This window comes from Burkholderia sp. D-99, from assembly GCF_011605345.1.
Lineage (GTDB): Bacteria > Pseudomonadota > Gammaproteobacteria > Burkholderiales > Burkholderiaceae > Burkholderia.
The window spans coordinates 41,942-56,742 of sequence record NZ_JAAOXM010000001.1 but is presented as its reverse complement, the minus strand read 5'-3'; the positions used below and the strand labels follow the sequence as shown (position 1 = coordinate 56,742).

The following is a 14,801-nucleotide window of genomic DNA, read 5'->3' as shown; positions in this document are numbered from 1 at the left end:
CGTATGGAATGGATGGGCGCCCAGTATTCGCTAGCGCGGCCACGCGGCATTGTAGAAATGCGCATGACCGGCGAGCGCCGCGCGCCGCACCTCGCCGGGACTGAAACCGGTCAGCGCGCGGAATTCGTGCGTCTGATGCGCCTGGTCGGTATAGCCGGGATCGAGCAGATCCGTGAGCGAACGATCCGGCGACGCCAGCACGATCGCACGCAGCGCGCGTTGCAGCCGCGCGAGCCGCCTGAAGCGAACAGGCGACGAGCCCGTTGCCGCGCGGAAGCGATACGCAAGCTGGCGGCGGCACAGGCCGGTCGTGGCCGCGACATCGGCGATCCGGGCCGGGTCGCCTCGCAGCAGCCACGCAACCGCTTCGTCGATGCGGCAGCCGCGCGACGGCCTGCGCAACTGCGCGAGAAAGAAATCGTCCAGCAGGGCCACGCGCTCAGCGGTGCCGGTGCTCAGCGCGATGCGCTCGGCCAGTGTGGCAGCCGCCGGCCCCCACACTGAATCGGCGGATACGACGGAATCGGCCAGGTCGGTCGCGGGCAGGCCGGTCAGCCTGGGAATGGCACCGGCGCGCACACGCACGGCGATGAACCCGGGCCACACCGGCGCGGCAAGCCGGACCGGCTCACCCCGCACGCAGGTGACATGCGCAAGCGGCAATGCCTGCATGCATTCGCCGTCGACAGATCTCCGCTCGAACGGCACGTGGAAATGAAAGAAGACCTCCATGCCGCCGGGCCCCGGCATCACGGGCAACAATGCCGGTGACGGGAGGCCGGCGCCGTCCCAGCTCCAGTAGCGATCGATAAATGCCCGTAGCGGCGCGGCGGGAAGACGATGATCGATACGCATGTCGAATCTTGCGGTGCGCGGCATGATGGATATCCCGAGTGAGCAATGGCCGGCAACGATGCGCGCGGCGCTCCGGCGCCGGCACCGCCCGGGGGCGCGTCAGCCCGATGCTTCGGACGGACCGCGCTGCATCCGTTGCACGATCGCGTCCAGCTCGCCGATATGCGTGGCCACCGCCTGCTTGCCCGCGCGTGCCCATCCGTCGAACGACGTCATCCCGCTCACCACGCCGACGAACGCCACGCCGGCGCGCTCGGCCGCCTGCGCGTCCACCGCGTGGTCGCCCACGTAGATTGCCGACCGGGCCGGCAAGCCGAGCCGCGCCAGCGCCAGCACGAGCCCTTCGGGATCGGGCTTGTGACGCTGCACGTCTTCCCCGCCGATCAGCACGTCGACGAGCGATTGCAATTCGTTCAGCGCAAGAATCGCCTCGATCCGGTAACGAAACTTCGACGAAACGATCGCGACCGCGAGACCCTGCTCGCGCAGACTCGCGAGCAGCGGCGGAACCTCGGGATAGATGCGCGTGCCGTGCACCATGATCTCGTCGGCACGCGCCACGAAGTGACGCGCGAACGCGTCGGCACGCGCCGGTTCGGTTTCACCGGTCAGCGAGCGGAACATCTCGTGCAGCGGCAGCCCGATCACGGCACCGATCTGCGCCGGCGTTGCGCCGGCAGCACCCAGCTGATTCAACGCGTACGTCGTGCACGCGATGATCGCGGCGGACGAATCCGCCAGCGTCAGATCGAAATCGAAGATGACGGCCCGAACAGACATGAAATGACTCCGCAAAAAATCGGCTCGCGCGTGACGGGCGAACCGGTATGACGTTGCGATACGCACCCGCGTATCGATCGATCAGCGTTCCTGACCGGATTGCTCGCGATCGGCCGCGTCGAACCCCACCGGGTCGCGCTTCGCCCATTGTTTCGCCCACCCCAGCAACGGCTGCAGTGCCGCCTCGAGCCGCCGGCCTTCGGCGGTCATGCAGTAGCCGCCTTCGCCATGCTCGACGAGGCCCGACGCCTTGAGTTCGGCCAGCCGGGTGTTGAGCAAGCGCGCGTTCGTCTCGCAGGCTTCCTGCAACGCGCGGAAGGTGAGCGGCTCGCCGCGCAGCTCCCACAGGATGCGCAGCGTGGTGCGCCGCCCGAGCAGATCCAGCACGACCATGATGGGCCGCCCTGTCTTCGATCCGCGAACACGTTGTCCGATTTTTGGTGTGGTCATGCTGTACTTTCTAAAGCAAACATCACGCGGCGTCAACGAATCGATGCGATGTCAGGCCCAAGCCACACCGCAATGTCGACGTTTTTCCTCCCCCCATGCTTTACTTTTTAAAGCACCCAACCTACGCTACCGACTCAGCCATCGGCGAACGCGAGCGTTCACGCGCACCCGCCACGAGCACGAAGGAGTTCACATGACTCAGCGTATCGCATGCGCAGTGCCGCCGTTCGCCCCCGACATCGCCGCGTCGATCGACCGGATCATGCGGGGCCGCCCGCCGTTGCGCCTCTTCACCACGCTGGCGCGCGACGCGCGCCTGTTCACGAAGTTCTTCGCCGGCGGCCTGCTGGACAAAGGCCACCTCACCATCCGGCAACGCGAAATCGTGATCGACCGCACCACCGCGCTTTGCCGCTCCGAATACGAATGGGGCGTGCATGTGTCCGTGTTTTCGCCGGCCGCGGAGTTGACCGCCGCACAGATTCGCTCGCTGGCCCGCGGCTCGGCCGACGACGCATGCTGGAGCGACGAGGACCGGTTGCTGATCCGGCTGTGCGACACGCTGCATCGGCACTGCGACATCGACGACGACCTGTGGCAGGCGCTGCGCCCGCATTTCAGCGATGAGGCGCTGCTCGAGCTGCTGATGCTCGCGGGCTTCTACCGGACCGTCAGCTACCTCACGAACGGGCTGCGCCTGCCGCCGGAAGCGGGCGCCGCGCGATTTCCGGCATGAGCCGCGAACCGGCCGCGCGGCGGCGATTCGCCCATCACGATTCGCCGCGCCGCGCGTGCGTCTTCTCGAGCCGCCAGTGCATGATCTCGTCCGCGCCGGGCCCTGCCTCCACGCGCAGATCCGGCAGGCCGATCGGGCTGCCCGTCTCGGCGTCGACCACCGCCAGCCGCACCGCATGCCCCGAGCGCGCCTCCGTGAAACGGAGCGGCGGCGCCTTCGACTCTGCCTGCCCCCACGCATCGCCGACCTGCGCGAGCGCCATCAGCACGATGCCGATGTCGCGGCCACGCGGCGTCAGATGGTATTCGTACCGGTCGGGGCGCGACTGATACAGCCGGCGCTCGATCAGCCCGCTGCCTTCGAGCGCCTTCAGCCGGTCCGACAGCGTCGCATGGGTCACGCCCGTCGACTGGCGCAGATCGTCGTAACGCGCCAGCCCCAGCGCCAGATCGCGCACGATCAGCGTGCTCCATCGATCGCCAAGCGCGTCGAGCACGCTGGCGATCGAGCAGGTCATGCCGTCAAAACTTTTGGATTTCATCGCGAATCACCTTTCCTGACTTCGATGCGCAGCACATGGCGGTGCGCGCGGCGGTAATCGTATCGCATCCGGCAACGCTTGACGGCGTATCGCGCGCCACTTACTCTAATAATAAGAGTTACAAGAAACCTTGTCAGCCCACCCCTTTGGAGGTTCGAACATGAAGCAGGAAGATCGAGGCGTGATCGTCGTGACCGGTGCGTCGTCGGGTATCGGTGCCGTCTACGCGGATCGTCTCGCCGCTCGCGGATACGACCTGATCCTGGTTGCGCGCCGGCGCGAGCGACTCGCCGCACTCGCCGACCGGCTCCAGTCCGCATACGGCTGCGATGCGCGAGCCGTCGTCGCAGACCTGTCGAGCCCCGACGGCGTCGCGCGAATCGAGGCGCTGATCGACGGCACCGTCGGAATCACCGGCATCGTCAATGCCGCCGGCCTCGGCGCGCTGGGCCTGTCGGCTTCGGTCGACCCGGCCGCCGTCGACGCAATGATCCGGGTCAACGTGCTCGCGCTGACCCGGCTCTCGCTCGCAGCCGCGCGCCGCTGCGGCGCAGCCGGACGCGGCATGATCGTGAACATCGGGTCGATCGTCACGCTGATGCCCGTGCCCGGCGCGGGTGGATACAGCGGCTCGAAAGCGTATGTGCTCAATTTCACGCGTTCGCTGCACGCCGAGCTTGCGCCGCGCGGCGTCGCGGTGCAAGCCGTGATGCCGGGGCCGGTGCGCACGGAGTTTTTCGGCAACGCAAGCGCGCCGTTCCCGGATTCGCTGTTCATGACGCCGGAAACGCTCGTCGACACCGCACTGCACGCACTGGATCACGAGGAATTCGTGTGCTTTCCGACGCTCCACGATCTCGGCGCATGGCAGCAGTTCGACGGTGCACGCGGCAACCTCCTGCACGCCGTCACGCGGGACGGCCAGCCCGCCGCGCGTTACAGCGCAATCTGACGCGACGCCTGCTCTCTCTCACGAACCGGGGAACACACATGCCGCTCTGGAACATCTACCATCCCGAACACACCTATACCGACGCCGACAAGCTGGAGATCGCCGAGCGCATCGTCGGCTTCTACGACGGGTTTCTGCCGCGCTTCTACGTGAACGTGCTGTTCCAGCCGTTGCCGCCCGCGTCGTTCCTGATCGGCGGCAAGCCGACCGACGACTTCGTGCGCATCCGGGTCGACCACATCGCGCGGCAGATCGACGATCCCGGCGAACAGGCGCGGTTCATGCATCACGTGGGCCAGCGGCTGGCGCCGTTCATCGGCGAGCGCGGCTTGCGCTGGGAAATCCACATCGGCGAAACGCCGTTCGGGCTGTGGACGATCGAGGGGCTGCGCCCGCCGCGGCCGGGCACGCCGGCCGATCTCAAGTGGCGCACGGAGAACCGTCCGTCACCGTACTGATCGGCCCGGCCATCCGGGGGCGCGTCGCCCGACGTCGCGCTCCGGAGGCATCCTCGCCGTATCCCCACGAATCGCGAAGAGAGGCACTGCCATGATCACCGAAATCGTCTTCTTCAAGCTCAAGCCCGACGTCGACATGCCTACGCTGCGTAACCGCTATGAAGAGACTGCCGTGAAGTGGGCTCTGAACCCGGACCTGCTGCACAAGTGGTACTTCTACGATCCGGCAACGCACGAAGGCGGCGGCGTGTACGTGTGGCGCACGCGCGAAGCCGCCGCGCGCTGGCACGGCGACGAATACAAGGCGATGGTCGAGCGGGTGTACGGCTTTCCGCCCGTGATACGCGTGCTCGATACGCTCGCGCACGTCGATGCGACGCAGGGACGGTACAAGATCCTCGGCGTGTCCGACTGAGTGCCGGATGGCGCGATGCGGGGCGGTTCCGCCCCGCATCCCCTGCGTTTGCCCCGCTATGTCCCCTCGATCGCGTTTCGCTATCAACCCTATTGCCGGCAATGCTTTCAAACATATCGTCAAGTTACGATATAAGATTCGCCCATCGACGATACCTCGTTGCCCGACCGAAACGCCAAACCCGTCCATGCCGACCGAACTCGACATCGAAGCGATCCTGAAAGCGCTCTCGAACCCCGTGCGCCGGGAAATCCTCGCCTGGCTGAAAACGCCGGACGTGCATTTCCCGAACCAGACGCTGCCGTACGAACACGGCGTCTGCGCGGGCCAGATCGACGCGCGCTGCGGGCTGTCGCAATCGACCGTCTCCGCGCACCTCGCGACGCTGCAACGCGCGGGGCTCGTGACGTCGACGCGGATCGGCCAGTGGGCGTTCTTCCGGCGCAACGAGGCCGTCATCGACGCATTTCACGACGCCCTGCGCCGCGAACTCTAGCCAACGGCCAAACCGGCCATGCGGGCCGCCGCCGCACATGACGCGACGGGGTTCCCGCCTTTCGTGAAGAGGTTATCTGCCATGCCCACACTGTTCGATCCCGTTACCCTCGGCGACCTGAACCTGCCGAACCGCATCGTGATGGCGCCGCTCACCCGCTCCCGTGCGGGCGCGGCGCGCGTGCCGAACGCACTGATGGCGCGCTATTACCGCGAGCGCGCATCGGCCGGCCTGATCATTACCGAAGCGACGTCGGTCACGCCGCAGGGCGTCGGTTATGCCGACACGCCCGGCATCTGGTCCGACGAACAGGTCGAAGGCTGGAAACAGGTGACGCAGGCCGTGCACGCGGCCGGCGGGCGCATCGTGCTGCAACTCTGGCACGTCGGCCGGATCTCCGACCCGGTGTTCCTGAACGGCGACCTGCCGGTCGCGCCGAGCGCGATCGCCGCAGGCGGCCACGTGAGCCTCGTGCGTCCGCAGCGCCCGTACGTGACGCCGCGCGCACTCGAACTCGACGAAATCCCCGGCATCGTCGCCGCGTACCGCAAGGGTGCCGAGAATGCGAAGGCCGCCGGCTTCGACGGCGTCGAGATCCATGGCGCGAACGGCTACCTGCTCGACCAGTTCCTGCAGGACAGCACCAATCGCCGCACCGACGCGTACGGCGGCCCGATCGAGAACCGCGCACGCCTGCTGCTCGAAGTGGTCGACGCGGCGATCGACGTGTGGGGCGCCGGCCGCGTCGGCGTGCACCTCGCACCTCGCGGCGACGCGCACACGATGGGCGATTCCGATCCGGCGGCAACGTTCGGCTATGTCGCGCGCGAACTCGGCCGGCGCAAGATCGCGTTCATTTTCACGCGCGAGTCGTATTCGGGCGACCACCTGAGTCCGCGCCTGAAGGAAGCGTTCGGCGGCCCGCTGATCGCGAACGAGCAGTTCACGCTCGACTCGGCACAAGCCGCGCTCGCGAGCGGCAACGCCGACGCGATCGCATGGGGCAAGCTGTTCATCGCGAACCCCGACCTGCCGCGCCGCCTCGAGCTCGGCGCACCGCTCAACAAGCCGGTGCCGGAGACGTTCTACGCGGAAGGCGAAACGGGTTATACCGACTACCCGGCGCTGAGCGACGCGGCCTGACGGCCGGGCAGCGCGTGTTCAGTTGCGCACGTCCGCGCGCATGAACACGCGCTGCGTTTCATCGAGGCCGAGCGCGACGTGGTGCGCGCGGATCGCACGCAGCGTGTCGTCGAGCGTGGCGTCGTCGACGATGCCGAAACCCAGGCGCGCGTAGTACGGCGCATTCCACGGCGCATCGCGAAACGTCGACAGCACGACCTCTGCGATGCCTGCCTGCGCGGCGCACGCGGTCACCTGTTCGATCAGGCGCGCGCCGATCCGCTGTCCGGCATGTGACGGCGCGACATCGAGTTCTTCCAGGTAGAGCCGCCGCGCATCCAGCAGCCGGTAGAACGCGAACCCGACGCACACCCCTTGCGTATCCACTGCCACATACGCACGGCCACCGTCGATGCGCACGAGCACGGCGGTGGTATCGGTCGGCTCCGCTTCGGCGATGTGGGTCATGCCGATTGCGCGAAACCGCTGCGCGGCGGCAACTTCCACGGCGGCCATCGCGGCCGCGTCTTCCCGCGTGGCGGGACGGATCAGGATCGATGCAGTCATGACGACAATTCAGGCAGGCAGTCTGGAACGGCCGTCACTATAATCGAAACTTCATACGTTTCGAACGCGCCACCCACGAGGTCCGTCATGACGTTGTCCGCACTCGCCGTCTTCGCCTTCGCCCTGCTCGTTACCTCCGGCACGCCCGGCCCGAGCGTCGCCGCGCTCGTCTCGCGCGTGCTGACGAACGGCGTGCGAGACGTGCTGCCGTTCCTCGCGGCCATGTGGCTCGGCGAAGCGCTGTGGCTCACGGTCGCGGTCGCCGGGCTGTCCGCGTTCACGCGCACGTTCGCGGCGGGCCTGATCGTGCTGAAGCTGCTCGGCGTCGCGTACCTGCTGTTCCTCGCGTGGAAGATGTGGACCGCGCCGACCGACACGCGTGCGGACGACCTGCCGCGCGGCCAGTCGCCGTGGCGCATGTTCGTCGCCGGCATGCTGGTGACGCTCGGCAATCCGAAGATCATGGTGTTCTATCTTGCGCTGCTGCCGACCATCGTCGACCTCACGCATGTCGGCGTGACGGCCTGGGCCGAGCTGGTAGGTACGATGCTCGCGATCCTGATCGCCACCGACTGCGCCTGGTCGCTGCTCGCATCACGCGCACGCGCGTTCCTGACGTCGGCGCGCGCCAAGCGGATCGCCAACCGCACGAGCGCAACTGCGATGGCCGGTGCGGCGGTGGCGATTGCGACGCGCTAGCCCGCCGGTCGCGCGCCACACCACCGCCTGCCACCTGTCATGTCGCAACTCGGGAACATTCCTGCCGCACTCGCCGCACAATCGATTTCCCGTCGCGAGATCGTGCTTCCGCTCGACGCCGCGCTCGAATGCATCGATCATTGCGTGCGTCATCGCATTCCGATCTACGGGTGGGAAGGCTGGGTGCTGACTGCCGACGGACGGGTCGGACACGGCAGTGCGCCGCAGGGCACCGTAAGTCTTGAAGACTTGCCGCTCGAAGAAGCCGCCGCGTTCTGCCACCGCACGATGGTGTCCGACGCACAGGCGTGGCATGACGAGTACCCCGAAACGACTGACCGGCTCCATTTCTGCATCACGATCGGCGACGCGCGCTGATCGTCGTGTCCGTGCTATCGCATGCCGGCGCGCGACCGGCACCCCGCAACCGTAGTCCGATCGTTGCTCCGGAGGGTTTCACCGTGAAGACCTGGCTATCGACTGTATCGGCTGTCCTCCTCTGCCTGTCCGCCACGGTCGCGCACGCGGCCGGCGTCAAGCTCGTCCGGATTCCGGCCGATGCCGGCGGCCCCGAGCTGAAGGCAGTCGTGTGGACGCCCTGCGCGGACGCTCCTCAGACGCTCACGATCGGCCCTTACGAATTGAAAGGGCAACGCGACTGCCCGACCGTCGGCGACAAGCTGCCGCTCGTCGTGATCTCGCACGGCCACGGCGGCACGTTCCTCGACCACCACGATCTTCCGGAAACGCTCGCCGACGCGGGCTTCGTGGTCGCGGCGATCAATCATCCGGGCGACACGTTCTCCGACATGAGCCACGCGGCCGACATTCAAGAGTTCGTCGAACGCCCCATCGACATCAAGCGCCTGGTCGACTACATGCTGGGCAATGCATCCGACGCCGCTCGAATCGATCCCGCACGGATCGGCTTCTTCGGTTTCTCGCGCGGCGGGTACACCGGGCTGGTGCTGGCCGGCGGCAATCCCGATTACGTGCATGCGCCGGTCGCGTGCACGGACCCGACCTGGCTCATCTGCCGGCAGATTCGCGACCGCGACCTTGTCCTGCCACCGCTGACCCACGACCCGCGAATCAAGGCCTACGTGCTGGCCGATCCGCTCGACGAATTTCCGAGCGCCGACACGGTAAAGAATGTCCACGCGCCGATCCAGCTCTGGGCATCGGAGGAAGGCGGCGACGGCGTCGAGCCGGCCACCCTCCCCGCACTGGCCGGCCTGTTGCCGCAGCGGCCGGAATTCCACGTCGTTCAGCATGCCGCGCATTTCGCGTTCGTCGCGCCGTGTTCCGACGCATTGAAAAAAATATCGCCGCGCGTGTGCGTCGACACCGGCGAATTCGATCGCGTTGCCTTTCACCAGACGCTCGACGCCGGCGCACTCGCGTTCTTCACGGCGAACCTTCACTAACAGCGAAACGTCTTGCGCCAGACACCCGGCGCAGGCGCATGGTCGTTGCACGCGATCAGCGCGCGCACGAGCGCCCAGTCATCGTCATCGCAGAAGTCGAGCAGCATCGCGCCACACGGGCCGCGCTGCTCGCGCAATCGTTCGACCAGCCGCGCATGAATGCCCTGCACCTTGCCGTCGCCGTGAGCAACGACCGACGGATTCGCGCCCATCCCCGTTCCGCTGCAGAAATTGATCGCCCAGCGGCCGCTGTCCGGCGACGGCAGGTCCGTCAGCAGCGCGTCGATCGCACGCCACTTCCAGCCGATCGACGCGGCCACCGGCACGCGGTATTCGTCCTGGATCACGAACGCGCCGTCGGGATGATCGATCGTGAACGTCGCGTTGTCGGGCCACGCGGTCAGGTCGATGCCGAGCGGCCGGCTGCTGCGAAAGCGCCGCAGCAGCACGATCGCGCCGCGCACGTCGCCGAGCGCGGGCAGCGTGCCGCCCGCATGCCAGCGCAGCCGCGGATGCCGCGCACGATGCGCGTCGAACGTCGCGTCGAAACTGCGCGTACACGCATGCGCCGGCCATTCGTCCTTCACCGACATCACGATGCATTCGCGTGGATGCGCATCGAGAAAGCGCGTGCAATCGGCCAGCACGTCGTCGAACGTCATGCCGAGCGCGATGCCGCCATGATGGATGTCGAACGCATCGCGCACGTGCCGGCAGCGGATGTCGAGCAGCCGCACGCCATGCGCGAGCTGCGTATCGAGCGGCGCACGCTGGGTGCGCACCAGCCGATCGTCGACGGTATACGCACAGGTGTCATGGCTGCCCGGTAGGGTCAGCGTATGCAGCAGCCGCACATCGTCGAGCGCCGACATCCAGTCGGCGAGCGGCATGCACGTATCGTGGCTCGAAGGGATCATGAATCGATGAATGACAAGGAAAGAAAACCGTGGGTAACGGCGTCGGATGTCGCGGCGCGCGCCGGCGTATCGCGCTCCGCGGTGTCACGCGCGTTCTCGCCGACAGCAAGCATCGCACCGCAAACGCGTGAGCGCGTGATGGTCGCCGCGCGCGCGCTCGGCTACCAGGTCAACCTGATCGCCCGCGACATGATCACGCAGCGCAGCAGCATGATCGGCGTCGTGACGGCCGGGTTCGAGAATCCGTTTCGCGCGAGGCTGCTGTCGGACCTGATGGCCGCGCTCGGGCAGCGCGCGCTCACGCCGCTCGTGACCAATGCGGAAGACCCGCGCCAGGTCCGTCAATCGCTCGAACAGTTGCTCAGCTACCGGATCGCGGGCCTCGTGATGACGTCCGCGTCGCCGCCGCTGTCGGTCGCGCAGCAGTATCTCGAACACCGGATCCCGGTCGTGATGATCAACCGCGAGGCGAACCTGCCGGGCGCCGACATCGTCGTCAGCGACAACGCGGCGGGCGCCGTGCATGCGGCGCAGCGGCTCGTGCGGGCCGGCGCGCGTCGGCTTGCGTTTGTCGGGCCGCGCAGCGCGAGCTACAGCGCACAGTCGCGCGCCGCCGCGTTCGAGCATGCGATCGGGCGCGGCGACGCGTTCGATGCAACCCTCGCCTGCGTGCTCGACACGCCGTCCGACACTCATGCGAGCGGGATCGAAGCGGCGCGGCAACTGTTCGCGAACGGCAAGCGGCCCGACGGCGTGTTCTGCTCGTCGGACCTGCTCGCGCTCGGCGTGATCGATGTCGCGCGCAGCGAATTCGGGTTGCGCGTGCCGGACGACGTGCGCGTGATCGGCTTCGACGACATCCCGGCCGCCGAATACGACGCGTATCGACTGACGACGCTCCGGCAGGACACGCGCGGCCTCGCGCACGCGGCAGTCGACCTGCTCGCCGAGCGGATGCAGGCGTTCGACGGCCCGTCGCGCACGCGCGTCGTGCCGGTCACGCAGGTGGTGCGGCATAGCTGCGCATGATCAGTCGCGGCGCGTGGCGTCCGGATGCGCGATGCGAGTCACACCCATGTCGCGTCGTTTCCGCGAACAGCACGCCCATTCGATGCGCATGGCCGCCAGGTCCGTTCAGCCTGCGTGCTGCCCGCGTCACTTCAGCCCGCCCGCGAACCCGCGCAACAGGTAGCGCTGCACATAGCCGGCCACGGCCAGCGTGGGCAGCGACGCCAACAGCCCCGCGCTCATCAGGTCGCCCCAGTCGATGCCGTTTTCCGTCACGTAGCCGGCAATCGCGAGCGGCAGCGTGAAGCGGCTCGGCGTCGATACGAACAGCAGCGCGATCAGGAATTCGTTCCACGCGGCGATGAACACGAAGATCGCGGTCGCGATCAGGCCCGGCGCGCACAGCGGCAGCACGATCTGCACGAGCCGTCGCGCGAGCCCCGCACCGTCGATGCAGGCCGCCTCTTCGTACTCGATCGGCACTTCGCGCACGAACGCGAGCAGCATCCAGATCGCCATCGGCAGCGCATAGATCTGGTACGCGAGCATCAGGCCGAGCGTCGAATCGAGCAGGTGCAGCCGCTTCGCGAGCGCGAACAGCGGCACCGCGATCGTGATCGGCGGCATCAGCTTCAACGCGAGCACGAGCACCAGGAACAGCAGGTCGAGCCGCGCCGGAAACCGCAACCGCACGAGCGCGTACGCGGCCGGAAACGCGAGTGCCAGCGCGAGCAGCGTCGTGCCGAAGCCGACCAGCAGCGAATTGAAGAGCGGCGCGCCGATGCCGTTGGACCATACCGATGCGAAATGCTCGAAGGTCGGCGCGGCCGGCCAGATCCGCATCGGATGATCGAGGCGTTCGAGCGTCGGCATGAAGGCCGCGCCGGCCATCCACAGGCATGGCAGCAGCAACAGGGCGAGCGCGACGATGCGCAACACCCACGGCATCGCGCGACCGAATGCGGCGCCCGTTCGCGCGCCCGTGATGCCTGCGGGATGCGCCGTCATGCGCGCCGCTTGCGAACCGTCTGCCATACGTACCCCGAAACCAGCACCGCGGACGCCGCGAGCATCAGCACCGACGCGGCGCTCGCCGGCCCGACGTTGAAGAAGCGGAAGCCCGTGTCGTAGATATAGGTCGACAGTGTCTGCGTCGCGTTGCCGGGGCCGCCGCCCGTCAGCGCATAGACCTTGTCGAACAGCTTGAACGTGTCGATCGAGCGCAGCAGCAGCGCGAGGCCGATCTGCGGCGCCGCGAGCGGCAGCGTGATGTCGCGCAGGCACTGCCACTCGCTCGCGCCGTCGGTGCGCGCGGCCTCGTACAGTTCCTGCGGGATCGACTGCAACCCGGCCAGCACGATCAGGAACGCCATCGGCGTCCACTGCCACACGTCGACGAGCGCGAGCGACCAGAGCGCGAGATGCGGGTCTGACAGCCAGCGCACGCCTTCGACGCCGAACGCCGCGAGCAGCGCGTTCAGGAAGCCGTCGAAGTTGAGCCAGTTGCGCCAGATCGCCGAGCACACGAGCGTGGACAGCATCATCGGCAGGATCGCGAGCGGCAGCGCGATGCGCCGCCCCGGAAACGCGCGCACGAACAGCAGCGCGAGGCCGAAGCCCAGCGCGACTTCGGCGAGCGACGCGACGATCGTGAAGCGCAGCGTGTTGCCGAAGCCGGCCGTGAACGCGTCGTCGCCGAGCACCGCGCGATAGTTCGCGAGCCCCGCGAACGCGCGGCGCCCGGCCGAGTAGTCGACCTGGCAGAACGAATCGATCAGCACCTGCGCGACCGGATACAGCGCGAGCGCGGCGAGCACCAGCAGCGCGGGCCCGAGCAGCGCGACGAACGGCAGGCTGCGGCCGAAGGCTTTCATGCGCTGTGCCCCGGCGATGGGTCGAGGCGGGCCGTCACTTGCCGGCCGCGGCCGTCGCCTGCGCGATCTTCTGCTGCGCCTGGCGCAGCGCGGCGTCGGGCGCAGCCTGCCCGGTCAACGCGAGTTGCAGCTGGTCGCCGAGAATGCTCTCGACCTGCTGCCAGTCCTTCACGCGCGGCCGCGCACGGCCGGCCTCGAGCGCCTTCAGTTGATCCGGATACCAGCGGTACTGGCGCACCAGCGCCGGATCGTTGAACACGCTGCGGCGGGTCGGCGGAATGCCGATGCCGGCGAGGCGCGTCTGCGTGTCGCGGTTGGTCAGGTAGGCCAGGAAGTCCTGCGCGACCTTCGCATGCGGCGCGTCCTTCGGAATGCCCATCTGCCAGATGCCGAGCATCGGCGCCGGGCCCGCGGTCTGCCCGGGCGGCGCCTGCAGCGCGATCTGCCCGACCACGCGCGACTGCTTCGGATCGTCGAGCGCCGGCACCCACGCCGGCCACACTTCGATCGACTGCGCGGCCGTGCCGCGCTGCAGGGCGTCGCGCACTTCCGCCGCGCCGTACACGTCGACGTCCTTCGGCGCGGATGCCTTCAGCGCGAGGAAGGTCTTCAGCGCGGCCTGCGCCTCGCGCGAATCGATCGTCACGTTGCCGGCGTGGTCGAACACGTCGCCGCCGTACGCCCACAGGATCGGCAGGAAGCCCGTCACGACCGGGTTGCCCTTGGTGCCGCGGAACACGACGCCCGATACGCTCTTGTCCGCGCCGCCGACGGTCTGCGCGATCTTCAACACGTCGTCCCAGTTGCGCGGCGGCTGCAGCTTGTATTTCGCGAGCAGGTCCTTGCGGTACGCGAACATCTCGACGTTGCCGACGATCGGCAGCGCGTACAGCGCACCGGCCGCGTTGCGGCCGAGCGCGACGGTGGACGGCACGAGATCGGCGTCGGCAAGCGACGCGGGCAGCGGCTTCAGCCAGCCGTTGCCGATGAATTCGGGGGCCCACGTGTCGTCCATCATCACGAGGTCGTACGCGCCGGTGCCTTCACGCATCGACAGCTTGAGCTTCTGGTACAGATTCGCGTTCGGTAGCTTGAGCAACTCGATCTCGGTGCCCGGGTGCAGCTTGTTGAAGCCGGCGACGGCGTCGGCCAGCCCCTTGCCGTAGATGTCGTCGCGGCCTGCGATGACGAGATCAGCGGCACCGGCGTGCGTGGCGGCGAAGGACAACGCAAGGGCGGCGGACAGCGCGCGCAGGCGGCTCAGCAGGGTCATGAGGTCTCTCTCGTTCGGCGTGGTGGCGGGACGGCCAGGCGTTGCACACGTGTGCAACGCGGGCGGCGCTTCGGGCCGCCTGATGCGAACGCCATTGTTCACGCCGATCGTTAAGAATTTATGGCACCCGGCGAGAGAGGCTGCCGCCGTACCTGGCCGCCCCGCCCGCCTGGCTGCCCAGGCCCGGCCTCCCCGGCTGGACCTCCCGAGCCAGACCTCCCCGGCCGGACC

Annotated in this window: 19 protein-coding genes; 10 read left to right on the top strand and 9 right to left on the bottom strand. The window is 67.9% G+C overall.

Annotation, left to right across the window (positions count from 1 at the left end; translation table 11 throughout):
* Positions 1 to 30: 30 nt before the first annotated feature.
* The 3 genes from HAV18_RS00300 to HAV18_RS00290 all read right to left on the bottom strand — a co-directional run bounded on the left by HAV18_RS00300 (position 31) and on the right by HAV18_RS00290 (position 2,028).
* A complete protein-coding gene (locus HAV18_RS00300; protein ID WP_166951038.1) occupies positions 31 to 855 on the bottom strand; it encodes an AraC family transcriptional regulator in 825 nt (274 codons plus the stop codon).
* Positions 856 to 954: 99 nt separating this feature from the next.
* Positions 955 to 1,635, bottom strand: a complete 681-nt coding sequence (locus tag HAV18_RS00295) for an HAD family hydrolase (protein WP_166951035.1) — start codon at positions 1,633 to 1,635, stop codon at positions 955 to 957.
* Positions 1,636 to 1,716: 81 nt separating this feature from the next.
* Complete coding sequence (locus tag HAV18_RS00290; protein WP_243771508.1) at positions 1,717 to 2,028, bottom strand: winged helix-turn-helix transcriptional regulator; 312 nt, start codon at positions 2,026 to 2,028, stop codon at positions 1,717 to 1,719.
* A 55-nt stretch (positions 2,029 to 2,083) separates the two neighbouring features.
* Between HAV18_RS00290 and HAV18_RS00285 the strand changes: the two genes are divergently transcribed.
* Entirely contained in the window at positions 2,084 to 2,821 is a 738-nt protein-coding gene (locus tag HAV18_RS00285; RefSeq protein WP_243771507.1) for a carboxymuconolactone decarboxylase family protein, read from the top strand.
* Positions 2,822 to 2,855: 34 nt separating this feature from the next.
* On the opposite strand, the gene HAV18_RS00280 is transcribed toward HAV18_RS00285, so the two are convergent.
* On the bottom strand, positions 2,856 to 3,362 hold the full coding sequence (locus HAV18_RS00280; protein WP_166951025.1) for a helix-turn-helix domain-containing protein: 507 nt from the start codon (positions 3,360 to 3,362) through the stop codon (positions 2,856 to 2,858).
* Between the two features lie 160 nt (positions 3,363 to 3,522).
* Between HAV18_RS00280 and HAV18_RS00275 the strand changes: the two genes are divergently transcribed.
* The 5 genes from HAV18_RS00275 (at position 3,523) to HAV18_RS00255 (ending at position 6,826) form a co-directional block, all read left to right on the top strand.
* On the top strand, positions 3,523 to 4,314 hold the full coding sequence (locus HAV18_RS00275) for an SDR family oxidoreductase (protein ID WP_166951022.1): 792 nt from the start codon (positions 3,523 to 3,525) through the stop codon (positions 4,312 to 4,314).
* 38 nt (positions 4,315 to 4,352) lie between these two features.
* Positions 4,353 to 4,772: a tautomerase family protein gene (locus tag HAV18_RS00270; RefSeq protein ID WP_166951006.1), complete on the top strand. Its 420-nt coding sequence runs from the start codon at positions 4,353 to 4,355 to the stop codon at positions 4,770 to 4,772.
* A gap of 91 nt (positions 4,773 to 4,863) precedes the next feature.
* A complete protein-coding gene (locus tag HAV18_RS00265; protein WP_166951001.1) occupies positions 4,864 to 5,187 on the top strand; it encodes a YdhR family protein in 324 nt (107 codons plus the stop codon).
* Positions 5,188 to 5,374: 187 nt separating this feature from the next.
* The gene (locus HAV18_RS00260; protein WP_166950996.1) at positions 5,375 to 5,683 is read left to right on the top strand and encodes a helix-turn-helix transcriptional regulator; all 309 of its coding nucleotides are present in this window, start codon (positions 5,375 to 5,377) and stop codon (positions 5,681 to 5,683) included.
* A gap of 81 nt (positions 5,684 to 5,764) precedes the next feature.
* The gene (locus tag HAV18_RS00255; protein ID WP_166950993.1) at positions 5,765 to 6,826 is read left to right on the top strand and encodes an alkene reductase; all 1,062 of its coding nucleotides are present in this window, start codon (positions 5,765 to 5,767) and stop codon (positions 6,824 to 6,826) included.
* 18 nt (positions 6,827 to 6,844) lie between these two features.
* Here HAV18_RS00255 and HAV18_RS00250 read toward each other — a convergent pair whose 3' ends face one another.
* Positions 6,845 to 7,372, bottom strand: coding sequence for a GNAT family N-acetyltransferase (locus tag HAV18_RS00250; protein ID WP_166950989.1), 528 nt, complete (start codon positions 7,370 to 7,372; stop codon positions 6,845 to 6,847).
* Positions 7,373 to 7,459: 87 nt separating this feature from the next.
* On the opposite strand from HAV18_RS00250, the gene HAV18_RS00245 reads away from it, so the two are divergent.
* From HAV18_RS00245 to HAV18_RS00235, 3 genes are all read left to right on the top strand, one after another.
* On the top strand, positions 7,460 to 8,071 hold the full coding sequence (locus HAV18_RS00245) for a LysE family translocator (protein ID WP_166950986.1): 612 nt from the start codon (positions 7,460 to 7,462) through the stop codon (positions 8,069 to 8,071).
* A gap of 39 nt (positions 8,072 to 8,110) precedes the next feature.
* On the top strand, positions 8,111 to 8,449 hold the full coding sequence (locus tag HAV18_RS00240; protein WP_166950984.1) for a hypothetical protein: 339 nt from the start codon (positions 8,111 to 8,113) through the stop codon (positions 8,447 to 8,449).
* Positions 8,450 to 8,532: 83 nt separating this feature from the next.
* The gene (locus HAV18_RS00235; protein WP_166950981.1) at positions 8,533 to 9,498 is read left to right on the top strand and encodes an alpha/beta fold hydrolase; all 966 of its coding nucleotides are present in this window, start codon (positions 8,533 to 8,535) and stop codon (positions 9,496 to 9,498) included.
* Here the strand turns inward: HAV18_RS00235 and HAV18_RS00230 are convergent.
* On the bottom strand, positions 9,495 to 10,415 hold the full coding sequence (locus HAV18_RS00230; RefSeq protein WP_166950979.1) for a phosphatidylinositol-specific phospholipase C: 921 nt from the start codon (positions 10,413 to 10,415) through the stop codon (positions 9,495 to 9,497). The genes HAV18_RS00235 and HAV18_RS00230 overlap by 4 nt on opposite strands.
* A 6-nt stretch (positions 10,416 to 10,421) precedes the next feature.
* Here HAV18_RS00230 and HAV18_RS00225 point away from each other — a divergent pair, with 6 nt between their 5' ends.
* Positions 10,422 to 11,444 (top strand): LacI family DNA-binding transcriptional regulator, encoded by a 1,023-nt coding sequence (locus HAV18_RS00225; protein WP_166950976.1) that lies wholly within the window; start codon positions 10,422 to 10,424, stop codon positions 11,442 to 11,444.
* Between the two features lie 126 nt (positions 11,445 to 11,570).
* On the opposite strand, the gene HAV18_RS00220 is transcribed toward HAV18_RS00225, so the two are convergent.
* The 3 genes from HAV18_RS00220 to HAV18_RS00210 are packed head-to-tail and all read right to left on the bottom strand — an operon-like array spanning position 11,571 to position 14,570.
* On the bottom strand, positions 11,571 to 12,431 hold the full coding sequence (locus tag HAV18_RS00220; protein WP_166950974.1) for a carbohydrate ABC transporter permease: 861 nt from the start codon (positions 12,429 to 12,431) through the stop codon (positions 11,571 to 11,573).
* The gene (locus tag HAV18_RS00215; protein ID WP_166950971.1) at positions 12,428 to 13,297 is read right to left on the bottom strand and encodes a carbohydrate ABC transporter permease; all 870 of its coding nucleotides are present in this window, start codon (positions 13,295 to 13,297) and stop codon (positions 12,428 to 12,430) included. Before HAV18_RS00215 ends, HAV18_RS00220 begins: the two co-directional genes overlap by 4 nt.
* A gap of 34 nt (positions 13,298 to 13,331) precedes the next feature.
* The gene (locus tag HAV18_RS00210; RefSeq protein WP_166950968.1) at positions 13,332 to 14,570 is read right to left on the bottom strand and encodes an ABC transporter substrate-binding protein; all 1,239 of its coding nucleotides are present in this window, start codon (positions 14,568 to 14,570) and stop codon (positions 13,332 to 13,334) included.
* Between the last annotated feature and the right edge of the window lie 231 nt (positions 14,571 to 14,801).

Coding starts and splice junctions, on each gene's coding strand:
- HAV18_RS00285 (WP_243771507.1), top strand. CDS start 2,084: ATGCTGTACTTTCTAAAGCAAACATCACGCGGCGTCAACGAATCGATG.
- HAV18_RS00215 (WP_166950971.1), bottom strand. CDS start 13,297: ATGAAAGCCTTCGGCCGCAGCCTGCCGTTCGTCGCGCTGCTCGGGCCC.
- HAV18_RS00230 (WP_166950979.1), bottom strand. CDS start 10,415: ATGATCCCTTCGAGCCACGATACGTGCATGCCGCTCGCCGACTGGATG.
- HAV18_RS00275 (WP_166951022.1), top strand. CDS start 3,523: ATGAAGCAGGAAGATCGAGGCGTGATCGTCGTGACCGGTGCGTCGTCG.
- HAV18_RS00245 (WP_166950986.1), top strand. CDS start 7,460: ATGACGTTGTCCGCACTCGCCGTCTTCGCCTTCGCCCTGCTCGTTACC.
- HAV18_RS00295 (WP_166951035.1), bottom strand. CDS start 1,635: ATGTCTGTTCGGGCCGTCATCTTCGATTTCGATCTGACGCTGGCGGAT.
- HAV18_RS00290 (WP_243771508.1), bottom strand. CDS start 2,028: ATGGTCGTGCTGGATCTGCTCGGGCGGCGCACCACGCTGCGCATCCTG.
- HAV18_RS00255 (WP_166950993.1), top strand. CDS start 5,765: ATGCCCACACTGTTCGATCCCGTTACCCTCGGCGACCTGAACCTGCCG.
- HAV18_RS00260 (WP_166950996.1), top strand. CDS start 5,375: ATGCCGACCGAACTCGACATCGAAGCGATCCTGAAAGCGCTCTCGAAC.
- HAV18_RS00240 (WP_166950984.1), top strand. CDS start 8,111: ATGTCGCAACTCGGGAACATTCCTGCCGCACTCGCCGCACAATCGATT.
- HAV18_RS00280 (WP_166951025.1), bottom strand. CDS start 3,362: ATGAAATCCAAAAGTTTTGACGGCATGACCTGCTCGATCGCCAGCGTG.
- HAV18_RS00300 (WP_166951038.1), bottom strand. CDS start 855: ATGCGTATCGATCATCGTCTTCCCGCCGCGCCGCTACGGGCATTTATC.
- HAV18_RS00225 (WP_166950976.1), top strand. CDS start 10,422: ATGAATGACAAGGAAAGAAAACCGTGGGTAACGGCGTCGGATGTCGCG.
- HAV18_RS00270 (WP_166951006.1), top strand. CDS start 4,353: ATGCCGCTCTGGAACATCTACCATCCCGAACACACCTATACCGACGCC.
- HAV18_RS00220 (WP_166950974.1), bottom strand. CDS start 12,431: ATGACGGCGCATCCCGCAGGCATCACGGGCGCGCGAACGGGCGCCGCA.
- HAV18_RS00265 (WP_166951001.1), top strand. CDS start 4,864: ATGATCACCGAAATCGTCTTCTTCAAGCTCAAGCCCGACGTCGACATG.
- HAV18_RS00210 (WP_166950968.1), bottom strand. CDS start 14,570: ATGACCCTGCTGAGCCGCCTGCGCGCGCTGTCCGCCGCCCTTGCGTTG.
- HAV18_RS00250 (WP_166950989.1), bottom strand. CDS start 7,372: ATGACTGCATCGATCCTGATCCGTCCCGCCACGCGGGAAGACGCGGCC.